10 protein-coding genes are annotated in these 20,977 nt (G+C 47.3%); 1 reads left to right on the forward strand and 9 read right to left on the reverse strand.

Annotated features, from left to right (window positions below):
- Nucleotides 1-55: 55 nt before the first annotated feature.
- From MUK70_RS14140 to MUK70_RS14150, 3 genes are all read right to left on the reverse strand, one after another.
- Complete coding sequence (locus MUK70_RS14140; protein WP_234653083.1) at nt 56-3,196, reverse strand: SusC/RagA family TonB-linked outer membrane protein; 3,141 nt, start codon at nt 3,194-3,196, stop codon at nt 56-58.
- A gap of 498 nt (nt 3,197-3,694) precedes the next feature.
- A complete protein-coding gene (locus MUK70_RS14145) occupies nt 3,695-7,837 on the reverse strand; it encodes a two-component regulator propeller domain-containing protein (RefSeq protein WP_234653085.1) in 4,143 nt (1,380 codons plus the stop codon).
- Between the two features lie 98 nt (nt 7,838-7,935).
- Nucleotides 7,936-9,084 carry a Gfo/Idh/MocA family protein gene (locus MUK70_RS14150; protein WP_234655372.1) on the reverse strand — a complete coding sequence of 383 codons (1,149 nt, stop codon included), beginning with the start codon at nt 9,082-9,084 and terminating at the stop codon, nt 7,936-7,938.
- Between the two features lie 529 nt (nt 9,085-9,613).
- On the opposite strand from MUK70_RS14150, the gene MUK70_RS14155 reads away from it, so the two are divergent.
- A complete protein-coding gene (locus MUK70_RS14155) occupies nt 9,614-10,339 on the forward strand; it encodes a metal-dependent hydrolase (protein WP_234653087.1) in 726 nt (241 codons plus the stop codon).
- Nucleotides 10,340-10,682: 343 nt separating this feature from the next.
- Here the strand turns inward: MUK70_RS14155 and MUK70_RS14165 are convergent, their stop codons facing one another.
- The 6 genes from MUK70_RS14165 to MUK70_RS14190 all read right to left on the reverse strand — a co-directional run bounded on the left by MUK70_RS14165 (nt 10,683) and on the right by MUK70_RS14190 (nt 20,763).
- Nucleotides 10,683-10,901, reverse strand: a complete 219-nt coding sequence (locus MUK70_RS14165; protein ID WP_244784836.1) for a hypothetical protein — start codon at nt 10,899-10,901, stop codon at nt 10,683-10,685.
- Nucleotides 10,902-10,938: 37 nt separating this feature from the next.
- Entirely contained in the window at nt 10,939-11,532 is a 594-nt protein-coding gene (locus MUK70_RS14170) for a ThuA domain-containing protein (RefSeq protein WP_244784838.1), read from the reverse strand.
- Between the two features lie 55 nt (nt 11,533-11,587).
- Nucleotides 11,588-12,484 carry a hydroxypyruvate isomerase family protein gene (locus MUK70_RS14175; RefSeq protein ID WP_234655373.1) on the reverse strand — a complete coding sequence of 299 codons (897 nt, stop codon included), beginning with the start codon at nt 12,482-12,484 and terminating at the stop codon, nt 11,588-11,590.
- 89 nt (nt 12,485-12,573) lie between these two features.
- Nucleotides 12,574-14,382 (reverse strand): RagB/SusD family nutrient uptake outer membrane protein, encoded by a 1,809-nt coding sequence (locus tag MUK70_RS14180; RefSeq protein WP_234653091.1) that lies wholly within the window; start codon nt 14,380-14,382, stop codon nt 12,574-12,576.
- Between the two features lie 11 nt (nt 14,383-14,393).
- Entirely contained in the window at nt 14,394-17,534 is a 3,141-nt protein-coding gene (locus tag MUK70_RS14185) for a SusC/RagA family TonB-linked outer membrane protein (protein ID WP_234653093.1), read from the reverse strand.
- 148 nt (nt 17,535-17,682) lie between these two features.
- A complete protein-coding gene (locus MUK70_RS14190) occupies nt 17,683-20,763 on the reverse strand; it encodes a PVC-type heme-binding CxxCH protein (RefSeq protein ID WP_234653095.1) in 3,081 nt (1,026 codons plus the stop codon).
- Nucleotides 20,764-20,977: the final 214 nt, after the last annotated feature.

A 20,977-nucleotide genomic window follows, 5' to 3' on the forward strand; every position in this document is an offset into this window, starting at 1 on the left:
CATCAAGTGAAGAATTGTCTCCGAACATTCGTGTCTGACACCTGTTTCGAAGCAATTATTTGGTCAACTGCAAGCTTGCCCCAACAGTAAACACACGCGGTTGCGGATAAAAACCATTGTCATAGCCCGCATTCAGAGGGTTCCATGAGCCGATTTCCGGATCCATTCCCTTATACTTCGTGATCAGGAATGCATTGGATACGTTTACATAAACCCGCATTGAATGAATATGCGCTTTTTCCAGCAGTTTGTCCGAAAGCGAATATCCCAGCGAAATGGTCTTAAATCTGATAAAGGAACCATCCTCAACATATTTGTCTGACACCCTGTTGTTGCCGTTTGTATTGTCATTTCTAATGCCCGGAATATTCGTATCAGGATTAACCACATACACATTATTGATGTCGGTGGCAGGCTTAGTGGGATCAATCAAAGCAAGTTTGGCGTAGTTGTTCAATGCTTTAAGATACCCGAAGCTGGTCCCTGGAAATTCTCCGTTCATGCGCATTTGATTGAATACCTTGTTACCGTAGTTACCGGTCAGAAATACATTCAGATCAAATTTTTTGTAGGAAAACGAGTTGTTCAGTCCCAATTGAATTTTAGGGATCGGTGATCCTAGGAAGGTTTGATCGCGCTCGTCAATCACGCCATCGCCATTGATGTCCTTGAACTTAAGGTCGCCATACCAGATACTACCTCCTGCCGCGCCTACTGGCAATGGCGCTCCGTTCTTGGTCGGCAAGGCATGAGTCTCAAAATCTTCTTTCTTCGCAAAAACGCCGTCTGCCTTGTATCCAAAGAACTGGCCGATCGAGTTCCCTACAACCGTCTGGCTATATGGCGACCCAACAAGCGACGCCCCCTCGGTATTCAGTTTCAACACTTTATTGACGTTACGGGATACTGTCAGATCTGTCTTCCACGTCAAATCCTTACCCTGGATGTTGTTAGAGCTGATCTTAAAATCGAATCCTTTGTTGTTGATCGTGCCGATATTCACATACGGCGCACCCAATGCTCCCGGAGACCAGCCAACGGTCGTTCCTGAGTAAAATGGCAACGGGATCTGCATTAAAAGACCATCCGTTTTCCGGTTATAAAAATCGACCGAAAAGTTGATACGCCATGAGAATAATGCACCGTCAAGACCGATATTGGCATATTTCGTTTTCTCCCATTCCACATATGGATTCCCGATGTTTTCGGTGAGCTGGGATATACCCGACAAACCGGTGGCGACGGTAGCTAACGTTGAAGTATAGGCGAAATCTCTGACATTTTGATTATTCGTGAGACCATAACCTACCCTGAGTTTCAATTCATTGATGTCCTTGAAATTTTTCAAAAAATTCTCATTCTGGATCTTCCAGGCAACCGCACCCGAATACGTAGTTACCCATCGATTTCCGGCAGCAAATTTCGAAGAGCCGTCGCTCCGTACGTTTGCGGTGATCAGGTATTTGTCAAATAACCCCAGATTCAACCGGCCAAAGTACGATTCCTGGGCATTCTGACTTTTTGAGCCTGAGTTAATAGCAGAAGTTGGATCACCGCTGCTTATCGTCTGCACATTGTTGGACGGGAAATTATTGCGTTCCGCACTTACATTCTCGCCTTTGCTCAATTGCGCCTCGTGTCCCACCATGACATTTGTATTGTATTTGTCGCTAAACAAATGCGAATAGGTGAGGTAATTTCGTACCGTTGCGTACATGTTTTGTTCATAACGGTACGAACCGTTGTTGTTCGTGTTTTTCACAAGCCCCATCGTGTAGGTTGGGTTGAATCTATCCTCAGTAGCCATTGAAAAGCTTCCCGTAACCTCATTCCGCAACGTCAGCGATTTGCTCAACAGAATCTCAGCATAGGCATTTCCAAATATCTGATTTCTGTTCACCTGGTCCTTGTTGATCGTCGCAATAGCAAATGGATTGATGGTACTGTTCACCCAACCGTTAGGGTTATACGCACCGCCCCAGCTGCCATCGTTACTTTTCACCGCGATGTCGGGAGTCTGGCTGAGCGCGGCGTTAATGACGTTTGAACTGGTCGAATTTACATTCTCTTTGATATTGGCCAGTTGCAGACTGGTACCGATTTTCAACCAGCTGGTGGTCTTGTTATCTAGGTTAAGCCTGACGGATATTCTTCTGAAATCAGAGCCGGCAGCGATCCCTTCCTGTTTGAAATATGAACCTGAAAGCAGGTATTGCGTTCTGACGTCACCTCCGTTTATGGTTACCGTGTGGTTAGTCATCGGCGCGTTTCTAAAGAGTTCCTTCTGCCAGTCGGTACCCTTCCCAAGATATTGCGGATTGGCAAATTCAGGCCGCTTATCGAATCCCCAGAGCAAACCTGCATTCCGCTCATTGATGAAGGAGGCATACTCCTGCAAATTCATGATGGGAATTCGCTTTGGCACTTGCTGGAAACCTGTATAGAAATCGTAAGAGATTCTTGGAGGTGTTACCGCGCCACGTTTTGTGGTAATGATAATCACACCATTCGTGGCCTGTGAACCATAAATAGCAGTGGCGGAGGCATCTTTGAGCACGTCAACCGACTCAATTTCAGACGGATTGATAGCAGCCAATGGGTTGGTACCAGCGCCCAGCGTGGCAGTGCCACCGATAATCACACCATCGATCACATACAACGGCCCCCCGCCCCCGAAGGAAGATATCCCTCTGATCTGCACCGAAACGCCTCCGCCGGGCTGCCCCGATGCCTGCTGCACTACCATACCGGCCACTTTTCCCTGTAATGCCTGATCAATGGTGACGGGGTTCGTTTTCCGGAGTTCCCCGCCGGACACAGAAGATATCGAGCCGGTAACGTCTTTTCTTTTCGATTCTCCATACCCGATCACGACTACTTCTGAAAGTGTGGCAATATCCGGTTGGATGGTAATGTCAAATTGCGTTTTGTTGCCCACCGGAATTTGCTCCGAGAGATAACCGATAAAGGAAATTTTAAGCACATCCTCGGGCATTGCCTGGATAGTAAACTTTCCATCGGTATCGCTTGTGACGCCCATCGTTGTTCCTTTCAGCAGGATGGTTACGCCGGGCATAGCGCCGCCTGTTTCGTTCTTCACTGTCCCGGACACCTGACGTCGCTGCGCCTGGGCCACAATACAGGAAAACAAAATAAGGGCAGCAACACAGAAGGATCTGTAAATTTTTTTCATCATTGATTTTGCCTTAAGTACGTTACAGAATGCAGTTTGAAAACGGATTCCTGTTATATGTAACAGACCTGTATTCGGTGCGCGCCTACCTTTGCGAAGCTGGTACACTTTCGGGAATTCCTTGCATCAAAGGTATGCGGTAGGCGTACTTTGGGATGGTACTAATTAGTCCTAATTAAAGTGATAAAAAGTCCACAGATGATCCAAATACACAAAATCAATAGATATTTTGTCTCAATTAAACTTGTTTTTGTAATAGTAAGGTAACTACCAGGGGAAGTACTCAGCTTAGAACAAATTGCATAATAAAGCAGCAACCCAACTGATCAATGCGGATAGCAATACATAAATAAAGACTTCGAGGCAAAGCAATACTGTTAGTTTTCTTTTCATGGATAGCAAAGAATGAGTGGCCCAAAAGTAGGGAAACAGATTCTTTGGAAACGGAACAAAACATCCCAATTGAAGGTAAAAATCGTCCGAATCGGGTACGTTGCCGGTTTACTCTGCTGCTCGTTTACCACCTGCGTAGGCGGAGGGCAGCGTATGGTACTCTTCCTTGAAGTAGCGGGTAAAATATTTAGGATTGTTAAATCCAACCTGATAGGCAATTTCAGAAACCGAAAGCTGGCTTTTTTCCAGGAGCTGGGCCGCATGTTGCAGCCTGATCAACCGCATTACTTCCAGTGGGGATTTGCCTGTAAGCGTCTGGACCCTTTTGAAAAATTGTGAACGGCTCACCCCCAATTCACGGGCCAGATCAGTAACACTGAATTCGGCATTCGAAATGTGTTTCTCAATCACCTGAACCATTTCCTTAAGAAATAGCTGGTCCAGTGAAGTGATCGGGATTTCACTTGCTTTGATCCCGTTTTTAGGCGCAAACAGGGCATTCAGACTCTCGCGAGACGAAATAAGGTTTTTGATCCTTGATTCCAGCACCTGAAAATTGAACGGTTTGCCAATATAATCATCAGCCCCCGCTTCAAATCCTTCCAGACGCTGCTCGTCTTCGGATCGGGCAGTAAGAAGTATTACCGGCGTATGGGCCACCCGCTCGTCTGATTTGACCATTTTACAAAAGTCCAGGCCATTCAGTCCAGGCATCATAATGTCCGTCACGATCAGGCGGGGTCTTTGTTCGATGGCCTTGGCCCAGCCCTCCTCGCCTGTCGAAGCATCAATCACCGAATAGGAATGTTTCAAATTGTCTTTCAGATAAAAACGAAAATCTTCATTGTCCTCCACGATCAAAATAAGTGGCTTGCCTGTGGACGCTTGTTCGGTTTGGATCCTGACATCGGAAAAAACAGGCTGAACAGGCTCGTTAATTACTTCATGCACCGTCCTGCCAGGCATTTTCAAAGAGAGCTTCAGGACAAAACAGCTTCCACGACCCACTTCACTTTCCACACGAATGGTCCCGCCGTGAATCCGGATAAATTCCTTTGTAATGGCAAGCCCGATACCACTTCCCTGGTTGATGATCGTATTAGGCAAATCATTCTGAAAAAATCGCTCGAAGATCAGCTCATGTTTTTCTGGGGGAATCCCGATGCCAGTATCTTTTACCCGGATTTCGACCAACTTTTCCTCCCTGGTCTCCTGAACATCCACCGTTACAGACACCTCGCCCGGACCAAGCGTAAACTTAATGGCATTTGAAAGCAGGTTAAACAAGATCTTTTCCAGTTTATCATGGTCAAAGATCGTTTCCAGTGCCGCGACATTGGAAGTAAAGCTAAGCCGGATTTCCTTTTTGTCGGAAAGATCGGAGAACGAGTAGACCGTGTCTTTGATGAACAGGATAATGTCCCCGTCCGAAGGCTGGAACCGGATTTCCTTTTCTTCAAGTTTGCGAAAATCGAGCAGCTGGTTGACCAGGTTCAGCAATCGCCGCCCATTTCTTTGGATCAGCTCAAACTGCCGGCGTTCATGGGTATCGGTGGCATTTTCCCTCAGTTTTTCAACCGGGGCGAGAATGAGGGAAAGCGGCGTACGCAGCTCGTGACTTACGTTGGTGAAAAACTTCGTCTTCAAGATATCCAATTCCCGCGAACGCTTGGCCTCTTCGCTCGTCTGCCTGATGGCAAACTTCATCCTTTCCCTTTCCTGTATCAGCCTGCGAATGGCTAACAAAAGCAAGACTATGCCCAGTACATACAAGACGTAGGCAGTCGGCGATTTCCAGAAAGGAGGAAGCACTTTCACCTGCAATGCAATTCCGTTTTTATTCCAAAGTCCATCGTTGTTTGATGCAATCACACGAAAAACATAGTCGCCCGCATCGAGATTGGTGAAGGTAACTTTCCGGTTGGCTGCATCAGTGAACAGCCAATCTTCATTAAACCCTTCCATTTTGTATTTGTATTGATTTTTTGAAGGCTGGATAAAACTCAGCGCCGCAAACTCAATGGAAAAGACATTGTCGCTCGCGCGGAGCACAATGGGCGGATTTGTGGTGATCGAGGCAGCCAATGTGAACTTGCCTTCGGCCGGATGTGCTGGAATAATACTGCGGTTAAACAACTGAAAATCAGTAAGCGCCAGCCGGGGGAGAATCCGGTTCTTACCCAGGTCGACTGGCCTGAATATGTTAAACCCGTTGGCCCCGCCAAATATCAGCTCACCACTGCGCGCTCGAATCGCAGCATCCTCATTGAATTGTTTGCCTTGCAGCCCGTCGATCTCGGAATAATTGCTAAAACTCACCTTCAAACCGGTTTTGTCCGATGTAATGGTGGCGGATGAGAGTCCGTTTGGCGTGCCCAGCCAGAGTCGCCCGTCTTCGTCTTCCACCATCGATAGAATAGCATTGTGAGCAAGGCCCTGCTTTTCGGTATAATTAATAAATTTATTCGATTTCCTTTGCCATACACTTAACCCGCCGCGGGTCCCGATCCAGATACGTCCTTTTGAGTCTTCCAGAATACCTAAAATATCGTTGCTGCCAATGGAATTGGGATTGTTCTTTTCCGTTTCATAGTGGACGATCTCGCCGGACGTTTTCATCAGTACATCTACTCCATTGGCTGTACCAAACCACATATTACCCCGCGAATCCTCGAAGATGGCAGGAACGTAGACCGAGTGGAGCGCACGTTGCGCCGGGTGACGGTATTTTGTGAAGGTTTTTGTATTTCGGTCAAACAGGCAAAGGCCTCCGTCGAGAGTGCCGATCCAAAGTCGCCGCTGGGAGTCCTCAAATATCTCCCATACGCTTCTTCCTGAAAGACTTTTGGGTTGTCCGGCACGATGCTGGTAACGGATGAATTTTTGTCCGTCAAAACAATTCAATCCTCCCAAAAAAGTACCTATCCATAATTGGTTTTGATGGTCGAGACACAAACTGACGATCACATCGCTAGCCAGGCTGTGCGAATTCTTCGGATCGTGCCGGTAAGTGGTGAATTTTCCGGTACGCCTGTCGAAGTATATCAGCCCGCCGCCATTTGTTCCAAGCCAGAGATTCCCCTTTTTATCCTCTACGAAGGCATTGATATCATCAAATGGCAGCCCGTAAGGTTTCGAATACCGGTTAACGAGCGGAAACTGCATGATGTTCTTGTGAAAGTAATTCAACCCGCCTTTGAAGGTTCCCGCCCAGATGATCCCATCGCTGTCCTTCACCATGGTCGTAACTGCATTATGGCTCAGCGTTTGATCATTCTCCGATGAGTTAGACATATTGGTCACCGACATCGTCTTCTTATCGAGCACATCAATACCGGTTTGGCCATTGGAAATCCAGATATTGCCCTTGTTATCACCGACAACCCCGGTAATCATGTCGGAACTGAGGCGAGGATCCCCAAATGTCTTTCCAAGATAGCGTATCTTGCCTTCCTGCCTGTTCAAATTAGCCACACCGATATCGTAATTGGTGGGGTACACCCAAATATCTCCGTCACGATCAACCGTCAGTTCACATTGCAGATAATCGCTCCCGGCTGGCCTGCGATCATGGAAGAAATTGAGCCTCTTGATCACCTTCACGTCGTGTTTTCCAAGAATAACATTTTCGACCATCCCATTGGAATGGGCCACCCAATAGGAGCCATCGGCCTGCTGTGCTATCGATGTGACATTGTTACTGGCAATGGAAGTGGCATCGCGGTCTAAATGTTTGATAACAATGGATCTTTTGCTTTTCTCATTGTAGCAAATCAGTCCTTCACCGCGAAGGATAAACCAGAAGTTACCCCTATTATCCGGCACAACCGTTTTAAGATTGTTTGGATTTTTGATTGCATACGCGTTAAAACCCCGCAAAGGGCCGGAAAAAGCTTCCTTTGCGGGGTCATAAAGGCAAGGGCCTGTGGAGGTAAGCACGCCCATTTTGCCATCTGGCATTTTAAACAATCCGGCAATGTAGTCGTAAAAGAGTGATGTGGAATCGGAGGCATCTTTGCGAAAAACCATATTGGTATAGCCGTCGAAACGATTAAGGCCCGATTCTGTACCGATCCAGAGGAAACCAGTCTGGTCCCGGTAAATAGCAGTTACGTGGCCGTGCGACAGGCCATTACGGGCATCGATATGGACAAAACGATGCTCCTGCCCCACTGATCTGAAAGGAGCGCACATCATTAAAATCAACATGATCAACTTTACACACTCCTGTAAACCCAGTCGTTTTACCATTTGGTGTTTCGTTAATACATTGCCTTCTATTCAAGTGATACCCGATTTTTTTATGGTCGCCCCCCAACTGCAACCTTTTAAATTTTAGCTATTCAAAATCACACTTCAAAAGCAGTCCATTTTTGTTCGCTCAGGTGGCTCTTGACAACGTTGTCAATAAAGGCCATGCCCCTGATGCCTTCATCAACCGAAGGGTAATCCAGCGCTTCCGGAGAAGGGTTTGTTCCGTCGATTCGCGCAGCCAGCGTGAGGGCAAAATTACGGTATAAATTGCCGAATGCTTCGAGGTATCCTTCTGGGTGCCCGCCGGGCGTGCGACTATTGTGAGTTGCATAAGAAGACAGTATATTCTTATAGCCTGTTCCTGCGCGGTAGATCTGCGTAGGCTTTTCCAACCATTTTACCACTAAGGTATTTGGCTCCTGCTGGGCCCATTCCACCCCTCCCTTTTCTCCATATAAACGAATTTTCAAAGCGTTTTCTTCTCCTGCTGCTACTTGTGAAGCCATAAGTACACCACTAGCTCCTCCCTCAAACTTTAATAATACGTTACCGTCATCGTCCAGTGCGCGACCATCAACCATAGTAGACAAATGAGCACACAACTCCGTAATTTTCAAACCCGATACGTACTCCGCCAGATGGGCAGCGTGAGTCCCGATATCACCCATACAACCGCTCTTGCCCGATCGCTTTGGGTCGGTCCGCCATGCTGCCTGTGCATTACCTTCCCGTTCAGTGAGCTGACTGAGCCACCCTTGTGGGTATTCCACCCATATTTTCCGAATTTTTCCTAGTTCGCCTCCCTGTATCATTTGCCGGGCTTGCTTTACCATTGGATATCCAGAATACGTATGGGTCAGTAAAAGCAATAGACCCGTTTCTTCCACCTTTTTCTTGAGCTTTTTAGCTTCATCGGCAGTGAAGGTAATAGGCTTTTCGATCACCACATGAAATCCCTTTTCAAGCGCCAGCATTGCCGGAGCAAAATGCGCAAAGTTAGGCGTCACGATCGTAACAAAATCCATCCTATGACTGGCAGGTAAGTCACTCTCTTTCTCAAGCATATCCTGATACGTCAAATAACTCCGTTCGGCTGGCAGGAACAGCGACTGGGCACTGTCCATAGCAATCTCAGGGTTGATACTAAGCGCTCCGCAAACCAGTTCAATGGTGCCATCCAAATTGGCTGCATGGCGGTGAATGGCTCCAATGAAGGCATCTTTACCTCCACCAATCATTCCCATTCTTAATTTTCTATTCATGGATACTTTAAGTAATGTGTTTAAATCGAATTTTTATAAATGAAAATCGCCAATATTCTAAGCCATGAACAAAGTCGGCGCTTTCTTGACAAGGAAGCGCCTTCCGTAAAAATCACTACGTTGAATTAAAATGTAATTTTGACACTTAATTTTAAGATATCAAAAGATCGTGCAAAAAATTTTAAAAAAAATCCTGCTCGGTAAGAATTCCTCTACCGGATGATGGTATTTCCCTAAGAAAAAATTACTCAATGTGCCTAGTCCGATGCTCTGGCTAAATTCAGCATAGAATTGCGCAATCAGAATTATCGAAGCAATGTATAGCATAAGACCGACCGCATCGTAGCCATTGAAAAATGCCTAGGCTGGTGATACTAGGTTTTTAAAAGAGTGCTCACCAGGCGTATTTAGTGCATGGATTGGGTAATGAAGAATAGTCTTCAAAATAACCCTAAATTTCAATAAAAGCTCAATACATGAAAAAATGTGAATGATTGCTGCGTCTTGATTTTTGTCAAGTGAAGTATCAAGTATTTATTTAGATTATTGCATTTCAAACCGGGCATTAAATTTTCACTCTATGTTTATTGGACACTTCGGACTATCGTTTGCTGCCAAAAAGGCGGCGCCAAAAGTTTCTCTGGGGACTCTTTTTATTGCAACGCAATTTGTTGATATACTCTGGCCATTCCTGCTGGTGACTGATATCGAAAAGGTCGCCATTGTACCAGGATACACCAAGTCAAATGCTTTGGAGTTTCTCTACTTTCCGTATACGCACAGCCTGCTTGCGGGTATTATCTGGGGTGTGGTGGTCGGTTTAATTTTTTGGTTATTTAAAAAGGATAAGCAAGGTGCTATCGTACTTGGCCTTTGTGTCCTGAGTCACTGGTTTTGTGATCTGCTTGTTCATACCGCTGATCTGCCATTGTTCCCTTTTACAGATGCCAAATTCGGGTTCGGCCTTTGGAACCATGTAGCCATATCGCTCACGATCGAAACAATCATCTACTTAGCAGGGGTTTATATATATGCCAATTTCACAAAAGCAAAAACGTCTGGGGCGAATTGGGGGTTATGGTCCTTTGTTGTTTTTCTGCTAATCTTCAATTTTGCCAATACCTTCGGCCCACCCCCTTCGGATTCAATAATGACCCTATTTATAACGCTGGTAACCCTAATGGTCATTATCATTTCACTCGCGTATTGGGTAGACAAAAAGCGGGTGGTAAGATGACCTAATTAGAGCAATATATCCATTTGAACTATTCGCCCAGGTGCCCTTGCAATACATTGCTTCCCTGCTGGGAATGACCCCGGAAACGTTTAGCCGCGTTCGGAAAAGGCAGCAATCGTGATCATTGACAGGTATCAATGTGGATATTTCGGAAAAGTTGATCTCCTGATTCCCGGACAATCAGCAAGCCCCCGACATTTTAATCGCTTCGAAACCGTTTGTGCCGTCAGGTCATTGGTATGTGGACTATTGCCAAACAGCTTACTTCGTAGCAGACTTGACAGGCAAAGGATTCATTGCTGCAATATCTGTACGATAAGAAGCAGTTGTTGCAGTTGGAAAGTTAACCGGTACTTTTTGCGTTACCTTTCCGGTGGCCGCCCATTCTGTTCCCCGAAGCAGTAAGACGCCGAAATCCACGGAACTCATCCCTACCGCATCGTGCCCGGTGGTATGGTGGAAAATCCTTCCTTTTCCCATAATCCAGCACCATGATCTGCGGCTCATCGTAACCCGTTCCGTGATTGGCCGGATCGGAATAACCTGTAGCCAGAATGGTCATATTTTTACCCGGCCCACGAAGTTTGGCGTAAAGCTCATCATTGTGGTGCATCCAAACCGGGGGGCAATCCTTTGGTAATCGGATGATCCGTTTTGACCAGCTTGATCGGAAAAGGCGTTCTGGCGCCGTGGCTTCCCGCACTTCCCGGCTGGGTATCTTCTGTGAGTTTGCCATCTTTGTAATACCAGTACGGACCGCTTTTTTCGCTGCGGTCACGCCAGCCGCCGACGCCGATCATTTTATTGAATTCAACCCAGCCGGGGAAAGAATTGTTGGCCGCATGTACAATGACAAGTCCGCCGCCATTGACCATATATTGTTCAAATGATTTTTTCAGCGGGTCCGGCCAGCGCTCGGTAGGCACATCATAATTCAGGACAACAGCCTGGTAATCAGTAAATTTTGGCATAAAATTACTAAAATCACCGTCCTTACCGGGTGCCGAAACAACTTCTACTTCAAATGGCTGATATTCGTCCAAGAGCTTTTTAAGGATTTGTGTACCAATGTCAATGCGGTGATATGGATTCGATTCACCGTCCAGGATCATCACCTTGATTTTCTTTTGTGCCTGAACTGATAAAACCGAGAAGAGCATGAAAAGCCCGGCGAGAAAAAATCTATTTTTCATCTGTCATCATTTATTTTGAACTATAGAATTCCTGTCTATACAAAGGTGATAGACATCAGGCAATATCGCAAATGCCGATGGCTTGTTTTAGGGACGCAATGGCATCTTTCCGGCTCGGGATGAATTCCTGGCCCACAAATCCTTTGTAACCCGTGTCTACGATCGTTTTCATGATCGCAGGATAATACAGCTCTTGCGTTTCGTCGATTTCGTGTCTGCCCGGAACGCCGCCGGTATGGTAATGCGAAATGTATTTATGGTATTTCTTGATGGTTGCGATCACGTCGCCTTCCATAATCTGCATGTGATAAATGTCATACAGCAATTTGAATTTTTCCGAACCCACCATTTCACACAAACCTGCGCCCCATGAAGTGCGGTCGCACATGTAATCCTTATGGTCTACTTTGCTGTTGAGCAATTCCATTACCAGCGTAACATTGTGCTTTTCAGCGGTGGGCATCAGTTTTCTTAAAGCAACGGCGCAGTTTCGCATCCCGTCCAGGTCGCTCATGCCACGGCGGTTTCCCGAAAAACAAATCACCTGATCATAACCCGCTTCGCGGACTTTGGGAATCAACTCTTCAAAACCTTTGATCAGTTCGTCATGATTTGCCGGATCGCAAAAGCCTTTTTCGAGGTTTCTGGTAATTCCTTCGCCCCAGGGCAATGCGCACGTCAGTCCATATTTTTTCAAAACCGGCCATTCTGACGGGCCACAAAGTTCTATGGAAGTAATACCCAGTTTTTTGGTTTCTTCGGCAAATGTTTCAAAAGGGATTTTATTATAACACCACCTGCAAACCGAATGTCTGATCTGTCCGTTCAGCACTGACCCGAGCGCCTTTTCGGTCGCGCCAAATACATTTGTCAATGTCGGAGGCATGCCTAGCAGACCTACCCCCGCCGCCATATTTTTCAGAGCAGAACGTCTACTGCTATTGCTTTTCATCATGAAGCTGTTTTAAACATTTTTATTAATACCAAACAATACGATGTCCGGTCACATCCAGGATTGTTTATGACCGGACACACAGCTTATTAATCGTACAGCGGGTTCTGGATCAGCTGCTTGTTCCTGTTGATCTCATCCAGTTTGATTGGCAAGAAATAATGGCGGTCTCTCCATCCGCGTTCCTGCACCTCGATCACCTTATAAACCGGCTTAGTGGCAGTTGTTTTATCCGGGTTGAGCGGATATCTTACGTCAACGCCCCTGGCATTGCCGAACGTGGTGCCAGCGATCATCCATCTTCTCACATCAAAATACCGGTGATCTTCGTAAGCCAGCTCAATTTTCCGTTCGTTCCGGTAGCGCTCTATTAATGCTGCCCCGCTTTCGGTAACAGGCGGCATCCCGGCCCTTTTGCGGATCATGTTAATGTACGTTTTGGCTTCTGCATCCTGACCCAGCGCAATGCAGGCTTCCGCATAATTTAGCAGCACTTCGGTATAGCGCATGTATCTCCACGGCCAATCCTGCTTTACATATTGGGCGTCGATTTTCGGGTCAACGAACTTGCGCAGGTAATAGCCGGTGTAAGTGCCGTTCCAGTCTTCAATCGGCCCTTTTCTCGTGTCAAGCCCGGGAATTACGTCTGTCTGTTTTGTAGTTGCATTGTATCTTTCCCAAAAACCCACCTGAACGATCCCCACCGGATCACTGGCTATGACATCCGAAGGGCGTTTTCTCCAAGGCGCTCCTTCATAAAGAATGGACGCATAGAAACGCGGCTCCCTGTTTTTATACGGTTCGCGTGCATGTTCCGGATTGGCCCAGCTGAATTTTGTCCCATCTTTCATTTCATACGAATCAACGAATTGCCCCAGCGGCGTGTTGCTTCCCCAACCATGATAGCCATTCGGGTTGTTGTACAAACCAGGATTATAACCGTCCCATTCTTCATCTGTTTTAGGCAGAAAAAAACGAACGAAAATGTCTTCCGAACTTTCTTTGGTCAAAAACATTTCCGCATAATTATCTGCTGGCGATTCGCTGGCTGCGGGAACAGGCTTATACATGCTGTAAACTCCCATGTCCATCACTGCCTTGCAGGCTGCTTTGGCTGCTTCCCACCGCGCCGTGCGGTTGCCACCTACATAACCAACGAGTTCGGGCTGGCTGTAACCGGGTGCCCATTTTGCTTGGTTGTGGTACAAATCGCTGGCTGCGTAGAGCAACAAACGTGCTTTCAGGGCCATCGCTGCCCCTTTTGTCGCACGGCCTTTTAATGCGGCATCGCTGTAAACAGTCGGCAGTAAAGCGGCTGCTTTATCCAACTCATCGGAAATGAATTTCACACATTCTTCGAAACTATTCCGTTTCACCTCGTAGTTTTCACCCAGCCCGTAAGCTTCTGTCACAAGCGGCACACCGCCGTAAATGGAAACCAGGTTGAAATACAGGTAAGCTCTCAAAAAATGCACTTCACCCGTAAGTCTGGTCTTCTGGGCAGGATCGTCAAGAGGGGCTGATTCGATCCGGGACATGAAAATATTGGCCGCGCGGATATATTTAAACTGGTTTTCCCAGATCATCCCTTCCTGCCGGTTATAAGTATTCCAGATAGAATAATCGCTGGGCGTAACAAGGCTTTTGGTCACATTACTGCTCCCGAAATCAGCATTGTACATAGACTCGTCGGAAATGGAAGCCATCATAATGTTGCTGAACCCGTGCGGAACGCCGAAGTAAATGCTGTTCACAAATGCCTGTATCAGGGCCGGATCGTTCCATACCGCGTCTTCGGAGTACTGGTCCAGCGGGGCTTTGTCGAGAAAATCGGTGTCACAGGAACTGCTGAAAAGCAAGAGGCAATATATGGTAATGATATGTGCTATTTTTTTCATTGTTCTGCTAATTAAAAAGTAAATAGTAAGCCTGTGTTGAACACTTTCTGCGAAGGATAACCTTGTCCCGATTCATTGGCGGTTTCTGGGTCAAAGTCTTTGTAATCAGGCGTGAAAGTGAGCAGGTTAAGCCCGCTTACATAAATTCGTGCTACCGACATGCCGATTTTCTTGGTGAGTGCCGATGGAATCGTGTAGCCGAGTTGCACGTTTTTCAGGCGCACATAATCCGTGTTAATCAAAAAGAATGTGTTTCTGTTGTTTTTCCAGTATTCGTTGCTGCGGTTGAATGTCCGCGGGCCGCTCGCGTCGGGATTGTCAACGGTCCATCTTTCGTCATAAAAGCTTTTCAGGAAGTTGCCAATCTCGCCCGATTCAGTATTGATGTACTGCACAGCGCCCATCGAACCCTGGAAAAGAACAGCCAGATCAAAACCTTTGTATTGTGCATTGAGCGATAAGCCCGTGGAGAAGCGCGGAATGTTTGTCTTGCGGTTTCTCACGCGGTCGTTTCCGTCAATTTTGCCATCACCATTCACATCTTCGAACCGGATATCGCCGGGTCTTGCACCGTCCCAGTGCGGATACGCGTCAATGGCGGCTTGATCTCTGAAAATGCCGTTTGCCTGGTAATGCAGGTCGTTGTTGGGGTTAAGCGGATCGGTAGGGATCGGAAAACCTGTGGAACGCTGGTAATCGGGCACGCCCGCCGATTCATCCCAAAACTTGATCTTGTTTCGCTGATAACCTCCGTTTAAGGAAACCTGATATCTGAAATCCCTGATCTCGTCGCGCCATCCCAGATTGAATTCAAAACCGCTGTTGGCCACCTTTCCAATGTTTTCACGAGGCAATGTAAGCCCGGCAGATGTTGGAATGGAAGCGTTTCTTCTCCATAAAATGTTTGAACGCACATTGTAAAAATAATCGGCTTCCAATGTAAGTCTGCTGTCCAGGAAAGCGGTTTCAAAACCAATGTTGGACTGATTGGCAACTTCCCAGGTTACATTCACATTCGGGATGCGTGCTTCATACAGCGTTTTATGCTCCTGATCTATCCCAAAAATGTAGTTCTGATTGCGGATCGGGCTGGTAGCGCCTCCTTCCCAGCGACCAAACAGGTAGGATGCCAGAAACTGGTATTCGTCAATGCGGTCATTACCCGTTTGTCCCCATGAAGCGCGGAGCTTCAGGTTGTTCATGAATTCAACAGGTTTGAAAAAGTCCTCTTCCGAAACCCTCCATCCCAACGAAACGCCCGGGAAAAATCCGAACCGTTTTTGTTGCGGGAAAATGTAGGAACCGTCATATCTCCAAACGAATTCCGCCAGGTATTTTTCTTTCAAATTGTAATTCACACGTCCGAAGTAATTAAGCCTTGCGCTCTGGTATGGCATACCATTGTTGTCCTTCTGGGCATCTCCACCTGCGAAGAGTTCGTCAATGGAAGTAGAAAGGAAAAACCTGCGGAATGCCTCAAAACGTCCGCCGGAACCCGTTCTTCTTTCCGCACCAAACAACACTTTAATGTTGTGCTTGTTGTTGATCGAGGTTTCGTAGTTCAGCAATCCGTTGATCAGGATGTCGAGCCTGTCTTCGGCGCGCTGCGTCAGACGAGCGTCTTCAAAACCTTTTTTCCCGCGAACCAGGACAGGTTTGCCTGTTGCATCGTAGGTTTGCTTGTCCCACGAATACAGATACCAGGGCGTTTCGAAGCGTTTCTGAAAGCGGAATGTTTTATCAATACCCGAGTTGGTGGAAAACGAAAGCCCTTTCACCCAGGGAATCTGAATGCCCACACGAATGTTGCTTTGCAAATAATACCATTTGTCATTGTCGTACCCCGTCGCATCCGTACTCACCACAACTGGATTATCACCGTACTCGATGTCCGGGCCGGGCGTTCCGTCGGGCCAGAAAGCCACTTCGTTCGGCTTGCCCCTCATCACCATTCTGAAAATACTTCCAGCCGGCCGGATTGGATAATTCTTATTTTCCATACGACCGGTTACGTCGAAACCAACTGTGATATACTTGTTGATCTTGCCATCCAGGTTACTCCGGAAATCAGTCTGCTTGTATTTATTGGCGCTGTTTTGATAGAAACCGTCCTGCGATTTTGCGCCAACGGATACAAAATATTTCACTGCTTCACTACCGCCCGAAATGATAACATTCGTATAATTCTGTCCCGACCAGGGTTTTAAGACTTCATCATACCAATCTGTGTTCGGGTATTTCCAGGGGTCAGAACCGTCCCTGAATTTCTGGATTTCTTCTTCTGTGAATTTGGGGACGTAATTGGCAACATTGGCCTGTTTGTAATATTCTATTTCATTCTGCAACGTCGCATATTCCGCAGCATTGGTCAGTTTTGGCAAGCGAGTTGGTTTTCCCCAGCCCTGGTTAAAATTTAGCGTAACCTCAGGCTTTCCCAGCTTCCCTCGTTTTGTGGTAACCAAAATAACCCCGTTAGCAGCCTGTGCACCATAAATAGCGGCGGACGCGTCTTTCAACACAGAAATACTTTCAATGCTATTGGGGTCGAGCCTTTCTAGCGACCTGCCCGGAATACCATCGACTACAACGAGCGGATCATTATTTCCAAGACTGTTCACACCACGGATTCGCAGGGTAGAATTGTCACTTCCTGGCTCACCCGACGGCGTTACGGCCACCAGACCGGGCAACCGGCCCGATAAGCTGCTCCCTACATTCATTGCAGGCGATTGCTGGATATCTTTACCCTGCACCGCCACAACGGCGCCTGTAATGGTCGCACGTTTTTCCGTTCCGTAACCCACAACGACCACCTCAGTAAGCGACTTCACGTCTGTGGCCATCGTAATGTCCACGGTGGTTCGGTTGTTAATTGGAACTTCCTGGGTGTGGTAACCAATGTAGGAAAATACCAATGTCTGGCTGGCAGTAGCATCCAGCGAAAACGCGCCCTCTACATCGGACACAGTGCCGGTATTGGTGCCTTTCACGAGTATGCTCACGCCCGGGAGCGCTTGCCCCTGTTCATCGGAGACCTTACCCTTGATCGCCGTGTTTTGCGCAACAAGTTGTGCTGCGGAAAACAGGAACAGTTGTAACAAGAGCATTCTCTTCGTCAGTATAAAGGATACATTTTTAATAAAAGTTGTCATGAATTGTCAAGCTCGTTTTTGTTAAATAGACAATTGTAAATTTGCGCGCAGTTTCTTCGTGATCGCATCACAAAGCGTAATAGGACAGACCGTTACAAGTGGATAATCATACGTTTCAGGACCTTCGTCCCGAAACGCGGCATTGGCATTACATTTTCTTAAGGCTGCTCAGATACGCAACCAAATCCGTCAGCTGATCGGTGGTCATAGCGTCTTCGAGGCCCGCGGGCATCATGGAATCGCTCATCTGTTTCATGGATTTTACCTGCGACATTTTATATTCCTGCGTAGATCCGCCGGGGAATTTGAGGATCAGATCGGTTTCTGTTTTACTGGAAACGATTCCCGCAACAACCGAGCCGTCCTTCATCGTAACCTCAAAACCTTCGTAGCCGAAGCCGATCCCTGCATTGGGCTGGAAAATGGCATCATACAATGCTTCTTTGGGAAGCTTACTTCCTATTTCGGACAACTTAGGCCCGAAATCCATCCCGACATTGTTGACCTGATGGCACACGGCGCAGTACAATGCGAAAACCTCTTTGCCTTTGGCCGCATTGCCGTTCATTCCCAGCAGGACTTTGGTGTCAGGATGTTTTTTGGTGGTGGCAACCGATCCGTCCAGGTATTTTGCAGCCTCCACTTTCACGGAATTACGCCACGCATTGCTCACGCCTTTTACGGCAGCGATTTTCAATTCGCCTTCCAATTTGCCTTCTTTCAGCAAAGCCAGCACCTGGTCTTCGCCCTTCATAGTTCCTCCCAGCGATCTCACAGCTTCATTGCGCACCGCTTGCGGGTAGCTAGAATCCAATGTTACCTTTTCCAGAATTGCCAGGGATTCTTTGCTTCCTGCCATTTTAATCGCGGTCAAAATAGCTTTTGCACTGGCTTCGTCGGAGCCTTTAATGGTTTTCCAAATCAGGTCCGAACCGCCTTGTAACAGCAATTGCTGTCCCGCCATTTTACCCAGATTAACAGGCGCCTTAGAAATCGCCAGGTCGAGCAAACGGTTGTTTTCCGACGCAAGCTCATAGCGCGTAACCAGTTCAATGTAAGTGGAAGTGCCGTAAGAAGAGTCCAGCAATTTTTTCAAAGCAGCCAGTGCCACAGGCGATTCTTTGACAAAACCGGGATCCAGGTGGCGCAATGCAAGCTCATTGATCTCACTCTGATTGGCTGCTTTGCCATTCATGATCGTAATTAATGCCGCAGATTTCTCTTTTGCACCCGGATTAAAATCAAATGCACGGAAATAGCGTAACCGTTTTTTCAGGTCTACATTATTGTCGCTGGCCAGTGAGGCGAGCAACGGCACAGATTCCTTGCTGCGCGAGCGCCAAACAATATCTTTTCCTGCCAGGCTCGCCACAGGGTCTGCACCAGCCACTTTTTGCCATGCTTTGAAAAATGAATCCCATTGTCCCTCGGCTCCGATTCCCAACGCTTCCAGATACCAGCGGTCTTTACCGTCGTGCTGTGTTGCCAGCTTGGCCCATAGTTCTGCGGCACCCGGTAATGTGCATCCGTAAAGTGCAAGCGCACATTCGCGGCGCACTTGTACATCGGAATCATTTGCTAATGTATTCAGGTAAGTGATGATTTCAGGACTTTGCTTTTCCACCAGAATCCGGATCGCCGTCATGCGGATTTCCGGGGTTTTGTCCTTTAATGCACTTTCAATGTATTTTTTATTGGAAGCATTGACATTCGTCAAAGCCCAAAGGGCACGTGCCTGCATTGTTGGGTTTGCCTTGTTGTTCCACAATTTCTCAAGCTCGCCAACAGCGCCGTTGCCCATTTTCATTAACGCAGTCCAGGCCAGGTAACGCACCGACACATTCGGGCTTTGCAATGCGGTCACAGCCCCAGATGCGGTTAAAAAATCCACTTTTGGGCTTTTGTAGGTTGTTTTAGGTGGAGCAATGCGGTATAACCTGCCCTGCGCCTGGTCTTTCGCCTGGTGCCCTCCCACACCCGGATCGTACCAGTCGGAAACGATGAGTGATCCATCCGATGCCACGCAAACGTCCGATGGCCTGAACCACTGGTCTCTTTTGCCATCGAGCACATTTACAATGCTGGCTTTATAACCTGCACCCGATTTCTGGACGGGATAGGAGCGGACTACATTTTGCCCCGGCTCGCAATGGATCATCTGGTTCCAGAAAGTCTTCGGAAGCAGATTTCCTTCATACACCACCATGCCTGTAGGCGAACCTGAACTTGTTTGCAGCAAGTTGGGCACTACGCCCGGATCATTCAGGTGCCAGTGGCGGTAAGGAATAGAATCTTCCACATTAGTCCGGTTTGCACGCCATCCGGCTCCGGTAAGTTCATCTGTGTAGCCATAATTGCCGTGCTGCATGACGTAGTTGATCCGCACGCTTTTATTTCCGTCGTCATCATTGTCCGACTGCCACATGGTGCCGTAGCTGTCCAGCGCGACTTCAAAATTGTTACGGAAATTATTGGCCAGCACCTCTATATTGCGGAAATCAGAGTCGCAACGAAACACCATTCCCTGTTTCACTTTTTTGAAATCAATGGGTTGACCATCTTTTCCGATCACAGGCTTTCCTTTTCCGTCCAGCAAATGGCCGCCTTCATTCCCGAAATTGAAATACAATTTTCCATCAGGGCCGAATGTGAATGCATGCATACCGTGATCGTGCTGTTCGCCGCCTACGCCTTCGAAAATGACTTCTTTCTTATCCGCTTTGCCATCGCCGTCGGCATCCGTGAATTTCCATACATAAGGGCTTTGCGACACGATCACATCATTGCCCATCACCCAGATTCCCAGCGGTGCATTGAGTTCTTTGCCCTGATAAAAGACCGTTGTTTTATCCGATTTGCCATCGCCATCCGTATCTTCCAGAATTAAAATCCGGTCGCCTTCGCTTTTGGTGGGGTTTCCGGTTATGGCTGGCCGGTAATTGTAAGCCTCACAAACCCAAACCCGGCCCCGGTAATCAACGTCAATGTTTGTGGGATTGATAATAGTGGGTTCCGATGCAAACAGATTCGCCTCCAATCCTTCCGTCACAGACAGTCCGGCCACGGCATATTTCGGTGATCTTTTCTGCGCCTCGGTCAGGTCCTTATATAAGCTGTCTATGGCCGGGCCGCTGAAAGCGCTTGGATTGGAACGCTGGTAAAAGCCCGCCATCACGCCCATGACGACGCAACCAGCCAGTGACAGGCCAAATGTTTTCCCTCGCTTCATAAAGTGGTTGGTAAAAATTGTTTCAAGATGTTTCAATGGTGAGAAATGGGTTTCAAGTCGCGTTGTACTGTGGCAAAGAAAAGTATAAACCGACTTGAATTAGTCTTGCTATCGTACATTTAAATGTTCTTATCGTACATTATTGATTCATTTAAACGCTAAAAATGCAGTTTTTGATTTTTAGCGTCTTCTGGTAATGCGGCAGCGATTGCAG

This window comes from Dyadobacter chenwenxiniae (genome assembly GCF_022869785.1).
Lineage (GTDB): Bacteria > Bacteroidota > Bacteroidia > Cytophagales > Spirosomataceae > Dyadobacter > Dyadobacter chenwenxiniae.

Excerpts from the sequence above, each read along its gene's own strand:
- MUK70_RS14140 (WP_234653083.1), bottom strand. The coding sequence starts at position 3,196 with ATGATGAAAAAAATTTACAGATCCTTCTGTGTTGCTGCCCTTATTTTG.
- MUK70_RS14145 (WP_234653085.1), bottom strand. The coding sequence starts at position 7,837 with ATGGTAAAACGACTGGGTTTACAGGAGTGTGTAAAGTTGATCATGTTG.
- MUK70_RS14150 (WP_234655372.1), bottom strand. The coding sequence starts at position 9,084 with ATGGGAATGATTGGTGGAGGTAAAGATGCCTTCATTGGAGCCATTCAC.
- MUK70_RS14165 (WP_244784836.1), bottom strand. The coding sequence starts at position 10,901 with ATGACCATTCTGGCTACAGGTTATTCCGATCCGGCCAATCACGGAACG.
- MUK70_RS14170 (WP_244784838.1), bottom strand. The coding sequence starts at position 11,532 with ATGAAAAATAGATTTTTTCTCGCCGGGCTTTTCATGCTCTTCTCGGTT.
- MUK70_RS14175 (WP_234655373.1), bottom strand. The coding sequence starts at position 12,484 with ATGAAAAGCAATAGCAGTAGACGTTCTGCTCTGAAAAATATGGCGGCG.
- MUK70_RS14180 (WP_234653091.1), bottom strand. The coding sequence starts at position 14,382 with ATGAAAAAAATAGCACATATCATTACCATATATTGCCTCTTGCTTTTC.
- MUK70_RS14185 (WP_234653093.1), bottom strand. The coding sequence starts at position 17,534 with ATGACAACTTTTATTAAAAATGTATCCTTTATACTGACGAAGAGAATG.
- MUK70_RS14190 (WP_234653095.1), bottom strand. The coding sequence starts at position 20,763 with ATGAAGCGAGGGAAAACATTTGGCCTGTCACTGGCTGGTTGCGTCGTC.